Below are 17,876 nucleotides of genomic sequence, written 5' to 3'. Positions count from 1 at the left end.
GAAAAATAAATAATAAACAGCAGGATATTCAAATGGAACTCACTCAAGTCTCTTCGCAAATAGGTCGATTCACGCCGCTCGTATGGGTCATGTTACTTGGTAATTTTTTTGTAAGAGCCAGCTACTATATGGTTTGGCCCTTTCTCGCGGTAATTCTTTACAGCAAATATGGCTTAAGTGCCACAGAGGTCGGTGTACTGCTCACAGGATCTGCGGTGTTTGCGGTATTACTTGGTTTTTATACGGGTAATCTAGCGGATAGATTTGGTCGATTTGCGTTGTTATACACGGCAGCTATCGTTGGTGTGCTCGCTTTTACAGCGCTAGCATTAGCAGATCAGCTATGGACATTTTGCCTCGCCGTCTTTTTTGCATGTATGCCCAGAACGTTGTGGGATGCACCAAGTAAAGCACTATTAAGTGATGAACTCAGCAATGGCCAAGATAGAGAGCTTGCCTTGCATTTATTGTACTTTTTAGTGAATGTGGGCGCGGCAATTGGTCCACTGTTTGGTCTATGGGCTGGACTCAATGGTGAACAGTTTAGCTTTATTTACACTGCATTTGCGTACTTAGGACTGTTACTTTCACTAATTTTAAAGCAATCAAGTGCAGTGAAAAACGAGGACAATGCGCAGCAAGCTCAGGTGCCGAGCTTTAAATCTTGGCTTGCTATTTTGCGTCAAGACACGCGTTTTTTATGGGTTTTATTGGCGACATTCCTAGTGTATTTGGTATATGGACAGGGCGATTCAAGCTTAGTTCAGTATCTGACTCGAGCTGAGGTTCCTGAGCTTGCAGTACTTGTTTCAAGTTTGATTATTACCAACTCATTGGTCATTGTTATTTTCCAATTTCCTTTATTACATGTGATGCGCAATTGGAGCATTCAGTCTCGCCTATATTGTGGTGGTGGTATTCTGGTTTTATCGCAAGTGATGATGGCACTGAATCCGGTTGATGGGTTTTGGGGATGGATCGGCGCTATCGCAGTATTGAGTTTCAGTGAAGCCATTATGTTTTCAAATATCAATATTCATATTGACCGTATGGCACCCTCCCATTTAAAAGCGAGTTATTTTGGTGCTGCTGGTTTATGTTCATTGGGTTTTGCATTTGCACCACTTGTTGGTGGTGTACTGCTTGATTGGGGTAATGGGGCTGTGTTGTTCATTGCGATGGCGATTGCCAGTGTAAAAGCACTTTACCTTTACAAGTTAGCAGAAAGTGCAAGTGAATAGGAAGTAAGTTAAAGTGCCAAGGATTAAAGCTCCTGTGATGGGAGCTTTTTTTTATGAATTAGAAGTTGATGATGGTCGATACCGCTTCTTCTTCAGTCGTCTGAATCGACAGCTTAATTTGTTTGTTTTGCCAGTCGATATCAACCATTCCATAGTTGCTACCAGACTTATTAATGAGATGCCTGTCGCTGGTGGTTAAGTTACTAACGTTATCACTGACAATACCAACTTGGCCTGTAGGAATAGTTGCACCTGAAGGCGCACAGTTCCCCCATTCTCCAGCAATACCTTTACCATTGCTATCCACTTGGGTGTAACACCAAGGCAGGTCATGATCTTTTGTGGTACAGCCTCGATAGGTGGTTCCTCCATAAGTGAATGGGAATTGACAAGCTTGGTCATATTGGCCACTGCCTTTGGTATCCGCATAAACAGGGAGTCTTAACGGGTTTTCAATGTGATATGGCCAATTTTGACCAAAACCTGAGGCGGTGACTTCATAGACAGTGACAGCATCGCCATGTTCTGCGCTTTTTGGAATTGTTTTTTGTAACAACTCGCCCCAATGCTGATCGCCGGAGAGGAATATAACCGCTTTGGTCTTGCCTGAATTTATCGACTTTTGTACTAAACGCAGTAGTTTAGCGCGTTCTGTCGGCACTTCTGCCCAAGATTCGTAGCTGGTTCCAGACAGACCTATTTCATTAAGCTCAGCAATGGCTTGTTCGAATTGTTGTCCATCACCATATGCACAATATTTATCTCGACTGCGACCTTGATAAAGCGGTGGTAAGAACTGAATACCACTGGCAATGAGCTTTATCTCAGACGGCGTATTGAGCTGTTGCTCAAGCCACTGCCATTGTTGCTCACCTAATATGGTGGTTTTATCTCCTTCACAGGTACCATAGTTGGTAAATGTCGGCGAGCGGAAATAACGGGCATCCAAAGTGATCACATGGGTACGCTCATTTGCAGGGCCGAGCATTTTTGCCTCGTAAACGCCAGCTTGTCCATTTAACCTTGGATCATTTGCTGGTGCATCAAAGTGGCGAAGATACTCCTTTTGGCTTGCGACACGCTGTGGATAATGTTTTCCATCGTTATTCGCGCCGTAATCATGATCATCCCATGTTGCCATGACAGGAATTTTTGCAGCCAAAAACTTTTGATAATCGATGTTACGCTTTTTATCATCATATTTTTGCCGCATGGTATCCATATCTGTGGTATCAGCATAAATGTTGTCACCTAACCAAAGAAATAAATCTGGCTGATGTGAAATTAATTTGGCCAGCGCTTGAGGCATATCACCTTTGGTTTTAAAGCACGAGCCCAGTGCAACTCTGTCTAGGCGTTTACTTGCTTGAGGGTGGGTATGTGACAACAGCGGTTCATTTTCAACGGGGGCGCATGCTTCCCAACTTCCTTGCTCATCGGTATAGCACCATGGCTCATCGTTGTTAATGGTCGCACAACCATAAAAGCGCTCACCTTGAAATATGGAAGGTGTTTGGCATGATTTTCCAGATACTGTTTTGAATTCAGGGATGGTTTCAGTACGAACATTTCCCCAAGTTTGCCCATCGATAGCTTGTTTTAAATAGCACCACTGGCTATTACTATTATTCTTATCTGTAGTGCCTTGATAGCGAGCAAGTTGGTAGCTAAAGTTGGATTGGCATTGCTCATAAGGTACTTCAGGGGCGGCGATGGTATGTAAACTCATACTACCTAAAAGTATGCTTGCGCATGCTAATTTAGATTGCTTCATTGTAATTCCTAAAAAATTATTATTCGTCCTCCCTGCTGATTTGGCCCTTAGAGATATGTAAGTGGGGTGCTTCCTGCTTGACAAAAAGCAGTGTATTTCCCAAAAGTGAAACTGCGTTGTCAGAAACATGGCAAAATTATGTCTAGGGTCTTTTTTTAGACTTGTGAAAGATGAAAAAATGTTTGTAACATGATGAAAATTTGGGTTTTATTATTTTATTTATAAACGTTTTTTATTTTTTTATTTGTTCGTTGTTTGCTTGTGTTTGTCGTTAATTTTGGTTATTTTTAGCTGGTAATTGTATTTTCCGCATACTTTTACAAAGTTGCAAAATAAAAGGATTTTGCAAATAAGTTAAAACTAAAAATCACAAATTCGCTTAATTGAATAACAAGAAAGTTGACTTGCCTATTGAGAGTTTAATTCAAGTCGGCAGGAAGCATTTTTGCACAATGTGTGTAAGTGGTTACGGTACGATAAGTCAAAGTTAATTTGAATTTATCGTGTTAAAAAAATGAAATTTGCTAAAAAGCGGCGCCTGATGGTGCCGCTTTTTGTTTTTAAATGCCGAAGTTAATTGCTTGGTAAGCCAATTAAATACTGAAAGCTTATTAAAATTTATTCCAGTATTTTAATGAAAGATTATTAATATATATCGTAACTGGTGAGCTGGTGAATTATCTTGATATAACTAATAATCGATATCTCGCTTGCTTTTAGTTAGCGTAAATAGTTTGTTTTATTGAAAGCAGCTTTGCTCTAAAACTTACTTAATGATGAACAAAATTGACCCAGTAAGCAAGCCAGCGACAATGAACAAGCCTTTTATTATTCTATCACTTTGATTATATGTTTTGGCTTTGGGCGGTGAAAGGTGGATCGCATTTTGGGCATAAACAGGTTTGTATAGGATGATGATAATATCAAAGCTTATCTAATTAATTTATATTTTGTAATTTGATATGCATATAAAATACCCTGTTGAGGCAGTTTAAGAGCTTTGTTCTAAATCAAAACATAGTACATACTAAAACCGAGAGGCCTAATAATATCTTTACATCAAGCGGGTTGAAAAGTAACATCTTGTTTCTTTTTGTTTACTTTGAGAATTCATGGGATGGTATTGGGTAGCTTGATGGTGCCTGCATCTATTGGAATCGTAATATCAACTGTTGTGCTTTCTTTACTTAAAGCAAATACAGTCATGTAATATTTTGCGCTTCCGAAAGCATGAATATCAAATGTGAACCTCATCAAGTTAGATATTCTCAATATGTTAGTTTGATATAGCCGTAAGGCTTTATAAAATGTAAAGGAGTTTTTATGAAGGGAATTGTCATCACTACTTCGGTTATTTTTGCAATAACGTCTTTTGTTTTTATTTATAACTCAACGCCTGAGGTTACTTCCCAGCAAAACACTGGGGGTGCCACTGGTGAGAGCTTGAAACAACAAATCACTCATTCTGTTGATGATATGGCTGTGATTGCTTCTTCACCCCATACCCCAAAAATAAATGACAATGAAGCTATTAATATAAGTGACAATGAAGCTATTAATATAAGTGACAATGAAGCTATTAAGCGTGATGAAGTAAGTAATCAAGATTTAAAGGCAACTGTATTTGAACAACGCTTTCTAATCGGTGAACACCAATTTCCAGCTGTTTCAAAGCAAACAATTGATGATGTTTTTGCAAACGATTTTCAGGAATTATTCAATGAAATGCGCAACGTTGAATACACAGAGCAAGCCGAAGAAAGGAAAATAGCTTTGGAAAACAAACTGCTGACAGTAGAGGGAATAACGAGTTATGAACTGGAGTGTGCGGCCAGTGTGTGTGCCCTAGAGTTTACATATAGTGTCGATGACCCAGAAAACCAATTTACTCACATCGCTGAGTTTGCCAAAAACTATATCTTCGAACAATATAAGAATGTACCGGATAACGAAGATAAAGTGAGGGCAGTCTATATTGCTACTGAAGATCCTTCAAAGATAAGTTTCGCATTTTAAATGATCTTAAAATGAATTGATAAGCAGAGTTTGATAAGCCCTGCAAAATTGGAAAGTAATCACTTTTATAAGTGCTAAAACTCATATCATTTGGGTTATCCCTTATTGCCAGGCTTAACTAATAATGTTTTGTCTGTGCCCTGTAACGCTGCACCTGAGCAAGTTGGAAGAATACAATTTGCTCAGGCGTATCGCTTAGTGAAATAACACCTATATAAGAAAAACAAAAACGAAGTTTACAGGCTCTAATTTTTGTTTATTCAAGAAAAATAGTGTTTATACTTTACTGAAAATGACGCCAGTACTTTAATGAGAAATTATCAACATTTACTGTAGCTGGTGAGCTGCTAAATGATCTGACTCTAACTAATAAACGATATAGTGCTTTACTTTGGTCAAGCTGATATAGCTCGTTTATTTGGAAGTTGCCTTTACCCAATGTGCGCTCTTCACAAAATGAAGCGCGTTCCCCGCCGTGGTAATAAACATCCGTACACACTTGGATTGGTTTTCCATAATCTGCTTGGGTGGCATTGAGGTCTAATTGCGTGTGGATCTGACTTGCAAATATCTCTTGGCCCCAAGGGATAAAATGTGAGTAACTTGCTTGTCGCCATGGTGATAGAGAGATTGCAAGGCTCTTGTCGCCATAAAGTGGTGCGTCTTGGTTAATGGCGATTGAGACATCATCTGGATAGCGTGTTGTGAAATCAATTTGGCCAGATTCATAATCATTGAATACCTGATATATCGCTCCATCGACTTTGGTAGATGCACTGTACATATCAATGTCATCGATCACAATGTGATCGTTTGATTCAATTTCAAAATGTACAGATGAAATGGCTGAGGTGTAATAGTCATCACTGAAGTCAAGCACTAAAGGTACGCGTCTTGTTTCATTTGCAGCCAGTACGAGGGTGTTGTAATTTGCGATGGTATTCGCAGTCCCTGAAAGTTCTTTGGTGAAATCTGCTCGACCAGAAAAATTGACTGCAAGTGATTCATCGCCTGGGTTATGTACAGTGATATATGTGGCCAAGTAGTCTGGCGTTGAATGGACAATAAATAGGTTGTTTTTTTCAAATCTTAGTCTGAAGCGCCCATTGTCATCTGGATTAATTTGCACTGCATTTTGGCTTGACGCTATTGGGTGATGAATAAGCGAAGGTGCACCAATAAAATATTTATTCAACTGTGCCTGTGTAGCAGACTCAAAGTCACCCTGAATGGGGAAGTGAGTGATCACCGTACTGGCTTTACCTTGGTTTTCACCTAATGTGGCTGAAATATTGTCAAAGATGACGGGCATTTCTTCGAGTAGATGCATGCTCCATTGCACTGATACTTGTTTTATTTTTTTGCCTTTTGGCAGTGTGGTTTTAGCGTCAAAAGAGTGGACGCTTTGCGCTTGTGGCGGGACAACATGTGCATCAGAATCATAAACTTGCATTTCACTGCCATCGCTAAACTCGATGGTAAATGAGGAATAGAATAAAATGTTTTGGGCAAATTGCGCACTTGCAAGCTCTGGTAGCTGCACATCAAAGCTGACTTTGAATGGCGTAGATTGTAAAAATGTTTGATTAAGCTCGAAAGATCGCTCAATTTCAAAATGGCTCTGCGCGTTCACTTGCAGGCTGTATTCTCCAGAGATAGGGCTGATATTTGTCCTAGCGATAGACGTTACATCGCCATAGTTAACCTTTATATTTTCCAGAGACTGTTCAAAGTTGAGGTGGGCGACTGATTGAGCATAAGATTGACTGCTACATACGCTGACCAAAGCAAGCACTAAAGGCTTAATTTTCATTTTCCTTTCCTTATTTTAGTTGTAACTTCAAGGCATTTGTCGGTAGATTAAATAAAATATTTAGTATTTATTCTAAATAAAAAATAAAAATACTGATTTAGTATTGCTTTTTTTGATGGGTGGGCCTGTTTTTTATGCAGTTAATAGGCGTTATCTATCAGGTTCGATAATAATTTCTTCACTGACTGGGTTATACAAACTTGGTTTATCAATTTGCTGAGCGATTAGTGTTTGTGGCATAGATGGTGTAAGTAGGTGGGAAAATGCACTGACTTCATGATAGCGCTCATCTAACCATTTATTAAGGAGTTCAGGCTGTTGTGGCAATATCAAGGGACTGGCTTTATCGTGAAAAGGCGTGAGTTTCGGGTGAGGTGGGAGAGTAATAATTGAGCAAGATAGCGTGTGTTCGCCTGTCACTGGATGCAGCCACTTTTTATATAATCCTGCGAAGCACAATCCCGCATTGTGCGCTTGAAAGTCATGATAATGGATTGGCTTTCCATGTTTATATTGGGTTTCACCAAACCCTTTTGCTACCACAATGCAGCGGCGGTACCTATATGAAGAGTATGCTGCGCTGCCTTTCACATTGAGTTTGTCGTATCGGCTGTTAAACGACGTGTATTTTGAAGGTTTAAATCCTGTCGCCGTTTCTGATAGTAACAGCCACCAAATGGCATCGCTGAGAAAACGCTGATGATTTTCTTGAAATACGATACTTATCTTATCTGTTGCCCGTTTGAAGCGTGAAAACTGTATTTTTTCCGTTGGGTTCTCAATGCCTAAATCCAATAGAATTTGGATCACAAATGGGTCGTCAGTGATATTGAGTCGGCCACACATATTTTACTCCTCAGTTCCACTTCACACATCAGTGATACTCACTTGAGTTTAGCGGTAAATGATAAGAAATGATCATACTTGCACTTTTAGTTATGATCTATAATACTGTATATATATACAGTAAAGTGTGTGATATGGCCAATTTAATTGATTTTTTACAGCATCAGAACCTTGTTTGGCAAGGCACCGATAATGCGCCCTTGTCTCAGTGCGTGAGTGAAAAGCACAGCACAGGCTATGAGGCATTAGATAATCACCTTGATGGCGGCTTTCCTTTCCCAGGGGTGGTGGATATGCAAAGCGAAACAGGCGTTGGTGAGCTGCAACTACTGCTGCCCTTTATTCGTTCGCAAACACGTTTGTGTGTGATGATAAACCCTCCTGCTAATGTGAATGCACATGCATTGATGCATCAAAATATGTCCACAGAATTAATATGGGGGGTGACCACTTCCAAACCTATTGAAGCGCTTTGGGCGGCTGAGCAATGTTTAAAAAGTGGCGTGTGCAGCAGTGTGTTGTTATGGCACCAAGAAGTACAAATTCATCAAGCAAAACGTCTGTTATTAAGTGCGCAAACTGGGCAAAGCATGTGTTGTTTGTTACGTCATAACGTGGTGCAAGGTGGCGCACTTCCTGTCAGTCTATCTATGCAGCTGGTGCCTAGTTCTGCTGGGTTAAATATCAAAGTAAATAAGTTAAAAGGGGGATGGGCAAAGCCAAATATGACGCTTGCATGGTCATTACTTTGGCCGCAAATTGTTAGTCATTCTGAGTCTTTACAAGGGCAGGTATTGCCCTTTAAGCAGAGTGTTAGCAGGTAGTTACGATGCTTTGGCTTTATTTGCACTTTCCTCAGCTACAGCTAGATGGTTTGTTAGTTCAAGATGATCAGCTCGTACCGACTATTATTGTGTCCGGTAGGAATAATATGGTTATGCAATTGAATGCTTCAGCTCACAAACTTGGTGTTAAGCGAGGGATGGGGCTAGGTGCTGCTTCGTCGATGAGTGCGTCATTAAATGTGTATGAATTCAAAGCCAGTTATGAGCAAAAACGATTGCTAGAGCTGGCTCAGTGGCTGTATTTAGATACCGCAGAAATTCATCTTTCGAAACCTTGTGGCTTACTTATCAAAGTGTCTAACATGCTGTCTTTACATACTGATTTAGCACATTATTGGCGAATTATAAAAGCCCGCCTTGTAACGCAAAATGTGCAGTATCACTTCAGCTTCGGTTATTCTCCACTGGCGGCTCAGTTGCTCGCGCAATCGGGCTTTAATCGACTTTGTGACGACCGAGTACAACTGGCAACTGAGCTTGGTAAATTACCTATTTCGTCGCTCTTACTGAGTGAACGCCAAACACTGCAACTTAATCGAGTTGGTATACACACAGTGCAAGCTCTCTTTGGAATTCCTTTGGTTGAACTGGGAAGGCGTTTTGATAATGAACTGGTGCAGTATGTTGGCCGACTGCAAGGTAAGCTACATCACCCGGTCGAGTTTTATCAGCCACCTGAGGTATTTGAGCGCGAGATCACCTTGTTGTATGAATTAGAAAATCTCGACTATCTGATAAAGCCTCTATTCAAATTACTGAAACAGTTAGAGGTGTTTTTAAGGTTGCGCGATAAGCTTACATCATCGATAGCATTAGTATTAATGCAAAGAGATATCGAGCCGCTTTGCTTAACCATAGGCTGTGCACATGGAGAGTATCGAGCACAAAAATGGCTAGATTTATGTCAGCTGGTATTAGCGCGCACGCAACTATTAGCGCCATTACAAGCTGTGGCTTTAAAGGTGGATAAATTCTGTGAGCCACAGGCGCACAGCGAAGACTTATTTTCTGAGCGCATCGGCACTATGACACGTGCTGGCTTGCTCTCTATGTTACAAGCAAAACTAGGTGAAGAATCCGTATTTGGTATTCAAACCACACCAGATGCTCGCCCTGAGTATGCCTCAGTTCGAAGTGAGCCCGCTTTGCATGCAGCACCAGCAAAGCCACCTGAGCATACCGCACCGTTGCTTAGACCAAACTTGTTATTTAATGAAATTCAACCGCTCAATGATAAGGTGATTTTACTTCAAGGACCGGAGCGGATCTCTACTGGCTGGTGGGATGGTGATGACATTGAACGAGATTATTTTGTTGCACAAGACAGGCAATTTAGGCAGCTGTGGGTGTTCAGAGATAGGCAAAAACGCTGGTTTATACATGGGGTATTCAGCTGATGCAATACTCAGAGCTTTTTTGCCAGAGCAACTTTTCTTTTTTGGAGGGAGCATCCCATCCTGAAGAGCTGGTCAAGCAAGCGCATTTTCTAAGATATTCAGCGTTGGCAATCACTGATGAATGCTCATTAGCGGGTGTCGTTCGAGCACATACCTTAATTAAAAATACTGAGCTTAATTTAAAGTTGATTGTGGGCAGTGTGCTGCATTTTGAGTCGCTCAAGGTCGTATTGCTTTGTCCAAATAAACTCGCTTATAGCGAGTTATGCCGTGTGATTAGCAATGCCAGACGCCGAGCGAGCAAAGGAGAATATCAACTTGAAAAGTGGGATTTACTGTCATTAAAACACTGCTTCATTTTGTGGTTACCGACAGGTAATAAAGTAGATGAGGAATGGGGAAAATTACTCACGCGCCATCACCCCACACGCACTTGGATTTGCGTTCAAAGAGAGTTAAGTAATCATGAAAAGCGATATACCCAGCACTGTGAAATGCTCTCTGAGCAGCTTGATTTTCCTGTGTGTGCAGTGGGTGCTGTGCTCATGCATGTTGCCAAAAGAAAGCCGCTACAAGATGTTTTAAGGGCGATTAAAGCAAATCAAAGTGTTGAAAAAAGCAAAGCAGAGTTATTGGTTAATTGTGAGCGTGCGATGCGTGCAAAAGACAAAATCGCAAAGTTATATAAGCCACAATGGCTGGTTGAAACAAATAAAATAGCCCAACTATGTGATTTCAATTTGGATGAATTACGGTATCAGTATCCGAGCGAGTTAGTACCAAAAGGCCAATCTGCGATGGGCTACCTACGTGAGCTGGTAGAACAGGGGACTAAGCGTCGGTTTGCAAAGGGGGTACCCAAAGACATTGCACTGACCATAGAAAAAGAGTTGGATTTAATAGAAGAGCTCGATTATCCGTACTTTTTTTTGACGATCTATGACATTGTGATGTTTGCTAAAGCACAGGGCATTTTATATCAAGGGCGAGGATCTGCGGCGAATTCAGTCGTATGTTATTGCTTGGAGATCACCGCGGTTGACCCACGCCAAGTGGCAGTTCTTTTTGAGCGTTTTATTAGCCGAGAGCGGAATGAGCCGCCGGACATTGATGTTGATTTTGAGCATCAAAGGCGCGAAGAGGTAATTCAATATATTTATCAAAAATATGGTCGAAAGCGAGCTGCACTGGCTGCGACAGTGATCACTTATCGTTTTAAAAGCGCAGTACGCGATGTCGGTAAAGCGCTTGGAATAAGCGAATCGCAGCTGACTTATTTTATTAAAAATGTTAATCGACGCGACCGAGGTCTGAATTGGCAAGCGCAAATAGTTGAATTAGGGCTTGAGCCTGACTCGTTAAAAGGTGCGCAGTTTATTGAGTTGGTCAATGAAATAATGGGCTTTCCAAGACATCTATCCCAGCATGTTGGAGGCTTTGTGATTTCTGCAGGTCCTTTACATGATCTGGTACCGGTCGAAAATGCATCCATGCCTGAGCGCACTGTGATCCAGTGGGATAAAGACGATTTAGAAAGCCTTTCCTTGCTAAAAGTAGATGTGTTGGCACTGGGTATGCTTAGCGCAATTAGAAAAACATTTGAGTTAGTTAAAAAACACACCAAGCAATGTTTGAGTATTGCGAAGCTGACTCGGTTACAAGATGACCCCAAAGTTTATGAGATGATACAAAAAGCAGACACTGTGGGAGTATTTCAAATTGAATCTCGTGCGCAGATGAGCATGCTCCCAAGGTTAAAGCCTCGTTGTTATTATGATTTGGTCGTGCAAATCGCCATTGTGAGACCTGGGCCAATTCAAGGTGATATGGTGCATCCTTATTTAAAACGTCGCAGTGGTGAAGAGAGGATCTCTTATCCATCGGAGGCTGTGCAGGCCGTGTTGGAGCGGACTTTAGGAGTACCTATTTTTCAAGAACAAGTGATAAAGCTAGCTATGGTGGCTGCTGGGTTTACAGGGGGAGAAGCTGATCAGTTAAGACGGGCAATGGCATCTTGGAAAAAGAACGGTGAGCTGATGCAGTTTAAAGATAAGTTACTGACAGGTATGACAGAGCGAGGCTATGAGCACCAGTTTTCTGAGCGTATTTTTGAGCAGATCTGCGGGTTTGGGGAATATGGTTTCCCTGAAAGTCATTCTGCATCTTTTGCTGTGCTAGCGTATGCGTCATCTTGGCTTAAATATTATTATCCGGCCATGTTTTATACCTCTTTACTCAACAGTTTGCCGATGGGGTTTTATAGCGCATCTCAGCTGCTTCAGGATGCAAAACGTCACCTTGTCACGATTCTTCCTGTATGCGTGAATCAATCGAGTTATGACCATACGGTTTGCCAGTTTGAAGGACGATGGGCGATTCAATTAGGGCTTAGAATTATTAAAGGGCTGAATCAAACAATGGCTACCTTGATAGTGGATGAGCGTCCTAAGCAGGGTTTTACCAGTGTCCAGAGCTTGTGTGAGTTAGGGGTAGATAAAGGAACACTTGAGCGTCTTGCATCGGCTAATGCGTTAAAACAGTTTAGCGATAATAGATATCAAGCTAGATGGCAGTTGATGAACCAAGAAGCGACGCTGCCACTTTTTAGTGACTTACCACAGCTGCAAACTTCGCATATTCAAATGCCAAGCGCATTTGAGGATCTTTTGGAAGATCATACATCAACAGGGGTTAGCTTGAGTAAACACCCGATCACTTTACTTGATGAACAAGGCAAATTGAGTGCGTTTACGCGTATGAATGCGCTTTGTCAAAAACAGCATAAAAGCTTAGTCACTGTAATAGGTATCGTCACAGGTAAGCAGTCTCCAGGAACGGCAGCGGGCGTTACTTTTTTTACTCTTGAAGATGATACGGGAAATATAAATGTTGTGGTATGGGCTGGAACTGCCCGGGCTCAAAAGCAGGCTTATCTAGGGGCAAAGTTATTAGAAGTCAAAGGAATTGTAGAGAAGGAGGGGGAAGTTATCCATGTTATTGCAGGTAGGCTGATTGACCATAGCCAGTTATTACAAGGTTTTGAGAGCAAGTCTCGAAACTTTCATTAAACTTTTTCAAAAAAATTTTCGTAGCGTGTTATTTTTTGCTTTTTATTGCGTTTTTTAAATCAAACAAGGTCGTTTTATAAATTCGATGACAGGATTCATATTAGTATTATGCGGCAGGATTCGTATTTAGCGTAAAACGGCAGGACTCGTATTTGGCGTAAAACGACAGGACTCGTATTTGGCGTAAAACGACAGGACTCGTATTTAGCGTAAAGCGACAGGACTCGTATTTGGCGTAAAGCGACAGGACTCGTATTTGGCGTAAAGCGACAGGACTCGTATTTGGCGTAAAGCGATAGGACTCGTATTTGGCGTAAAGCGACAGGACTCGTATTTAGCGTAAAGCGACAGGACTCGTATTTGGCGTAAAGCGACAGGACTCGTATTTGGCGTAAAGCGACAGGATTCGTATTTGGCGCAAAGCAACAGGATTTGTATTTGGCGCAAAGCGACAGGACTCGTGTTTTGAAAAAACGAAGGGATTCGTTTTGCAGAGTCTTGTCAGCTTCAAACGCTAATTATTCATATAAGGAATATAACTATGACTGAGTTCATTCGTGAAGTAGTGGCTACGATGCTTTTTGTTGTTGCTATTGTGGCGCTTTATATTCTCTTTTCAGGAGGTTTTAATCTTCTTTTCTGCTTTTTAGTCCCGATTAGCTTTGTGGGGGCATATTTCATCTGGCCGAGACATGAAAGCCGTGATAAAGGCAGTACTGTGTTAGATATCCTTGAAGCGATTGTTCTGTTTCCAATGGAATGTGTTATTTGGATCTCACGCTTATTATATCGCTTGTTAGGTTGTCTTGTGGTGGGTAAAGACGGCAGCGGGCTCGATTAAATTGCAATAATTCATATAACATCTCTGTCTGCTGATTTCTTTTCAACTTTCCATCCCTTATCTATACTCAATGACTGTGCGAGCTTTACCTTCGTTGAACTTTTCAAGCGGATATTGTAGTGAACGCCAGTGAAACCTTTCGGATTTTTACTCATTTATTAATTGCACTTTGTGTGTACTTCTCTTCTTATGCCATCGCACATAAACATAATAACTCGCATGTAGAGGCTCCCTCATTTTTTGAGCTGGGTGAGTTAATATTTCAACATGTCGGTGATAGTGAAACAATCCCTAAAGGGGTGATCACAGCCATTGTGCAAGATAGTCGCGGATTTTTATGGATAGGCACGCAGTTTGGACTGATCCGATATGATGGATATCGATTTAAACGTTTTGGACACAGCCCTGAAGACTCCTCATCTCTACCAGGAAATTTTGTCAGAGCTTTATGGGCTGGTCGCAATGGTCAAGTGTGGGTTGGCACCTTTTCTGACGGCGTTTCGGTGTTTGAACCTGAAACAGAGCAATTTCGACACTTTAAATATGATCCTGCCACTAACAATAGCCTTTCAAATAACAACATTCGTGCATTAATTGGAGATAACCAAGGCAATATTTTTGTCGCCACCAATGATGGCTTAAATTATATCAATAGCGACACCAGTGAAGTTGCAAGGCTAGACAATATTGCAGGCTGCGATATGCCTTTGAAGACAACTCGCATGCGCTCTGTACTTTTTGAACAACCTCATACTTTATGGCTTGGCACCCAATTGGGACTTTGCAAGATCACTTTACCAGACAATTTTTCTCAGATATTCACAGTCAACCAGATGGCATTAACAGGGCAAACTTATGGGGAGTTTAACGGCAAAAATGTGTTTCGGCTCTTTTTAGCTAAAGATAACTCTGTATGGGTGGGGACAACTGACGATGGTGCTGCAAGGCTGGGTAGTCAGATGGATGTCGTTCAATGGGTAACTCATCAGCCTAATGATCCCGAGTCGCTAAGTCATCATTGGGTCAATGGTATTGCACAGCCGACTGCAGATGAGATCTGGTTAGGGACCTCTGGTGGCGGTATCACAGTGGTGGATGCGGTATCTGCCTCTGTGAAACGGCACATTCGCCATGAGCCCTTAAATGAATACAGCATTCCACTTGATACCATGGGCGCCATGTTAGTCGATGACTCTGGCGTAGTTTGGGCGGGGACATGGGGAGGTGGACTAAGCCGTTATAACCCGAAAAATAAAGCGTTTAGAAAGTTTGTCCGAGGCCTTGATAGACAACATACACTGACACATGAAGATGTGAGAGGGTTTGTAGAACTGAATAATGGTCAAATTTGGGTTGGCACAGCGCAGTCAGGTATCGATATCGTTTCACCAGAGTTTGGCGTGGTTGGAGGCTTTAGACCTGATCCTGACAACCCTAAAGCACTGTCGGAAGGCTATGTCCGTGTTATGCGGCAAACACGTGACGGCAGCGTATGGGCTGGCACCACAAATAAGGGGTTGCATCGCTACGATTTTTCACAGCAGCGCTTTTATCGTTACACCACATCTGAGGGTCTGCCGAGTATACAAATCGTGACCTTGCATGAGACGCCGGGCGATAAGCTTTGGGTTGGGACCGGAGAAGGGGTCGTATTGATAAATACGCAAACCAATCAAGTCGAGGATATTTCTCATTTCTCTGGTAGTGAATTATTTACAGGCAAGTCAATTTTGAGCTTTGTGTATGATCACAATGACAGGCTTTGGGTTGGCACTCGCAATGGCCTGTTAGTGATATTTATTGGTGAGGAAAAGGTACTCGAGGTAAGTCCTGAAGCGGGCACAACCCAAAGTTTATCCGATAACTATATCAATAGCTTACTTTTGGATAGCCAAAAAAGGTTGGTGGTAGCCACACCTCATGGTTTAGACCGCTTGGTCAGTTTTAATGGTCGCTTTGCAAAATTTGAGTCGTTAAACACCTTGGTTGGTAGGCCTGTGGGTACTGCCGGTAATTTGCTCGAAGACGCGCAAGGACGGATCTGGAATGGCTATGGTTGGTTAGATCCTAATCAAGGAACATGGCAAAATTTGGCTCGAGCAGATGATTGGGATGTAGGCACCATGTGGACAGGCTCTTACATCAAGCTTCGTGATGGCACCATGCTCTTTGGTGGCACGAAAGGGATATTATTGATGCGACCATCACTTTGGCAAAACTGGCAATATCAACCCAAGCTGGTGATCAGTGAATTAGAGGTCAATAACCAAGCTGTTCCTATCCCTGAGAAACTGGTTTTACCTGCTGATACGAAGAGCTTTTCTGTTGAATTCGCCGCTTTGGACTTCACTGCACCTGAACACAATCAGTATGCATACAAGCTTGAGGGGTTTGATGAAAAATGGATTTATACCGATGCATCTAAACGCCGCATCACCTATACCCGACTATCGCCGGGGAATTATCATTTGCACATTAAAGGCACTAATCGCAAAGGCAAATGGAGCGAGCATCAAATCGATTTGCTTATTGTACAGCAGCCTAAGTGGTTCGAAACGATTTGGATTAAACTGCTGTTATTTACTGTACTTGCGTTCGGTCTTTATAGCTTTTATCGCTGGCGAGTGAAAGAGCTCAAGCAGCAGCAAGCTGCGCTAGATTCTTTGGTGCAATCTCGCACAGAAAATATTTCTATGCTTGGTACAATCGGCCAAGAGATTACCTCGACTTTGCACTTAGGCTCTGTGCTTGAGCGGGTCTATAAGCATGTTAATGAGCTTATGAATGCGGATGTCTTTGTGGTGGGAATTTTAGATGCGCCAAGTCAGCGAATTTTATGTCAATTAGCGATTGAACAAGGGGAAAAACTCCCGCCTTTTGAATATGCCTTGACCGATTTACGTCGCCCAGCTGTTTGGTGTATCAATAATCAGAGCGAATTGGTCGTTAACCGCGTGGAAGAATTAAAGCACTATGTGGAATATGTGGCAGCCCCTGTGAGCGGGGCTAATACAGAGTCTTTAATTTACCTACCATTGCTTATCGACAAACAAGTACTTGGTTGCATCACGGTACAGAGTTTTAAGCAGGCGGCATTTAATGACAATGATGTGCAAATGCTACGCACCATTGCCAACTATACAGCAATCGCACTGGCTAATGCGGAGTCAGTGGAAAAGCTTGAGGCTACTTTCTCGCAGCTCAAAGAGGCGCATAACAACCTTCAGCAAACACAAGAGCAATTGGTTCAACAGGAAAAAATGGCAGGTCTTGGGCGTTTAGTGTCAGGTGTTGCTCACGAGATCAATACGCCACTGGGCATTAGTATTACAGCGAGCTCACATGCGATGAAAGAACTGGGTGAATGCCAAGGTTTATTTGATAGCAGTAAGCTGACAAAAAATAAACTGCACTCATTCCTTGAGGTGATGAGCGAAAGTTTGTACTTACTTGAATCGAATTTATCTCGAGCCGCGCAGTTGGTTAAAAACTTTAAGCAAGTTGCTGTTGATCAATCAATCGAGGAGCGCGGGGAGATCAATCTAGGTCAATATCTTGAAGATACCTTGATGAGCTTAAGGCCAAAATGGAAGCATACTGAAATAGTTGTGGAAACTAACTTTGATGACGGTATTGTACTGTCGACTTATCCAGGCGCAATTGCGCAAGTGTTGACAAATCTGATTGAAAACTCAGTGCGTCATGGCTTTGAAGAGGGTAAGCATGCAGGCAAAATAGAGATTAGCTTGCAATATACAGCCTCGTATATCGAGTGGCTTTTTGTAGACAACGGGGTGGGTATGAGTAAAGAAACGTTGGCAAAGGTATTTGACCCATTTTATACCACAAGGCGCAGTGCAGGCGGGACTGGGCTGGGTATGCATATCGTGTATAACATTGTGACGCAAAAGCTGCATGGTGAGATAACTTGCCAAAGTTCGCACGATCAAGGGTGTCAGTTTGTTATTAAATTGCCTAGTAGCAATGCAAAAGTAGATTAAACAAACTGACCTCGCTTTTACCCGTTGATGCTAA

Annotated in this window: 10 protein-coding genes; 7 read left to right on the top strand and 3 right to left on the bottom strand. The window is 41.9% G+C overall.

What is annotated here, in order from left to right:
* The first annotated feature begins 32 nt into the window (after positions 1 to 32).
* The gene (locus QNM16_RS08990) at positions 33 to 1,241 is read left to right on the top strand and encodes an MFS transporter (RefSeq protein ID WP_284020169.1); all 1,209 of its coding nucleotides are present in this window, start codon (positions 33 to 35) and stop codon (positions 1,239 to 1,241) included.
* Between the two features lie 58 nt (positions 1,242 to 1,299).
* On the opposite strand, the gene QNM16_RS08985 is transcribed toward QNM16_RS08990, so the two are convergent.
* Positions 1,300 to 3,015 carry an alkaline phosphatase D family protein gene (locus QNM16_RS08985; RefSeq protein WP_284020168.1) on the bottom strand — a complete coding sequence of 572 codons (1,716 nt, stop codon included), beginning with the start codon at positions 3,013 to 3,015 and terminating at the stop codon, positions 1,300 to 1,302.
* Positions 3,016 to 4,338: 1,323 nt separating this feature from the next.
* Between QNM16_RS08985 and QNM16_RS08980 the strand changes: the two genes are divergently transcribed.
* Positions 4,339 to 5,031, top strand: a complete 693-nt coding sequence (locus QNM16_RS08980) for a hypothetical protein (protein ID WP_284020167.1) — start codon at positions 4,339 to 4,341, stop codon at positions 5,029 to 5,031.
* 283 nt (positions 5,032 to 5,314) lie between these two features.
* Here the strand turns inward: QNM16_RS08980 and QNM16_RS08975 are convergent, their stop codons facing one another.
* Both QNM16_RS08975 and QNM16_RS08970 read right to left on the bottom strand, forming a co-directional pair.
* Entirely contained in the window at positions 5,315 to 6,844 is a 1,530-nt protein-coding gene (locus tag QNM16_RS08975; protein ID WP_284020166.1) for a hypothetical protein, read from the bottom strand.
* Positions 6,845 to 6,994: 150 nt separating this feature from the next.
* On the bottom strand, positions 6,995 to 7,690 hold the full coding sequence (locus QNM16_RS08970; protein WP_284020165.1) for an SOS response-associated peptidase family protein: 696 nt from the start codon (positions 7,688 to 7,690) through the stop codon (positions 6,995 to 6,997).
* A 134-nt stretch (positions 7,691 to 7,824) separates the two neighbouring features.
* On the opposite strand from QNM16_RS08970, the gene imuA reads away from it, so the two are divergent.
* From imuA to QNM16_RS08945, 5 genes are all read left to right on the top strand, one after another.
* On the top strand, positions 7,825 to 8,514 hold the full coding sequence (gene imuA / locus QNM16_RS08965; RefSeq protein ID WP_284020164.1) for a translesion DNA synthesis-associated protein ImuA: 690 nt from the start codon (positions 7,825 to 7,827) through the stop codon (positions 8,512 to 8,514).
* A gap of 5 nt (positions 8,515 to 8,519) precedes the next feature.
* Positions 8,520 to 9,932 carry a Y-family DNA polymerase gene (locus QNM16_RS08960; protein ID WP_284020163.1) on the top strand — a complete coding sequence of 471 codons (1,413 nt, stop codon included), beginning with the start codon at positions 8,520 to 8,522 and terminating at the stop codon, positions 9,930 to 9,932.
* Complete coding sequence (locus QNM16_RS08955; RefSeq protein ID WP_284020162.1) at positions 9,932 to 13,000, top strand: error-prone DNA polymerase; 3,069 nt, start codon at positions 9,932 to 9,934, stop codon at positions 12,998 to 13,000. The genes QNM16_RS08960 and QNM16_RS08955 overlap by 1 nt, the downstream gene beginning before the upstream one ends.
* Before the next feature lie 541 nt (positions 13,001 to 13,541).
* Positions 13,542 to 13,841 carry a hypothetical protein gene (locus QNM16_RS08950; RefSeq protein ID WP_284020161.1) on the top strand — a complete coding sequence of 100 codons (300 nt, stop codon included), beginning with the start codon at positions 13,542 to 13,544 and terminating at the stop codon, positions 13,839 to 13,841.
* Positions 13,842 to 13,960: 119 nt separating this feature from the next.
* Positions 13,961 to 17,842, top strand: a complete 3,882-nt coding sequence (locus tag QNM16_RS08945; RefSeq protein WP_284020160.1) for a two-component regulator propeller domain-containing protein — start codon at positions 13,961 to 13,963, stop codon at positions 17,840 to 17,842.
* Positions 17,843 to 17,876: the final 34 nt, after the last annotated feature.

It is taken from the genome of Pseudoalteromonas umbrosa (assembly GCF_030125375.1).
In the GTDB taxonomy this organism is placed as follows: Bacteria; Pseudomonadota; Gammaproteobacteria; order Enterobacterales; family Alteromonadaceae; genus Pseudoalteromonas; species Pseudoalteromonas umbrosa.
The sequence above is the reverse complement of the archived record's forward strand: the minus strand, read 5'-3'. Positions and strand labels throughout refer to the sequence as shown.

What these genes read in the sequence shown, in the direction of transcription:
- QNM16_RS08990 (WP_284020169.1), top strand. Translation starts at nt 33, where the DNA reads ATGGAACTCACTCAAGTCTCTTCGCAAATAGGTCGATTCACGCCGCTC.
- QNM16_RS08985 (WP_284020168.1), bottom strand. Translation starts at nt 3,015, where the DNA reads ATGAAGCAATCTAAATTAGCATGCGCAAGCATACTTTTAGGTAGTATG.
- QNM16_RS08980 (WP_284020167.1), top strand. Translation starts at nt 4,339, where the DNA reads ATGAAGGGAATTGTCATCACTACTTCGGTTATTTTTGCAATAACGTCT.
- QNM16_RS08975 (WP_284020166.1), bottom strand. Translation starts at nt 6,844, where the DNA reads ATGAAAATTAAGCCTTTAGTGCTTGCTTTGGTCAGCGTATGTAGCAGT.
- QNM16_RS08970 (WP_284020165.1), bottom strand. Translation starts at nt 7,690, where the DNA reads ATGTGTGGCCGACTCAATATCACTGACGACCCATTTGTGATCCAAATT.
- imuA (WP_284020164.1), top strand. Translation starts at nt 7,825, where the DNA reads ATGGCCAATTTAATTGATTTTTTACAGCATCAGAACCTTGTTTGGCAA.
- QNM16_RS08960 (WP_284020163.1), top strand. Translation starts at nt 8,520, where the DNA reads ATGCTTTGGCTTTATTTGCACTTTCCTCAGCTACAGCTAGATGGTTTG.
- QNM16_RS08955 (WP_284020162.1), top strand. Translation starts at nt 9,932, where the DNA reads ATGCAATACTCAGAGCTTTTTTGCCAGAGCAACTTTTCTTTTTTGGAG.
- QNM16_RS08950 (WP_284020161.1), top strand. Translation starts at nt 13,542, where the DNA reads ATGACTGAGTTCATTCGTGAAGTAGTGGCTACGATGCTTTTTGTTGTT.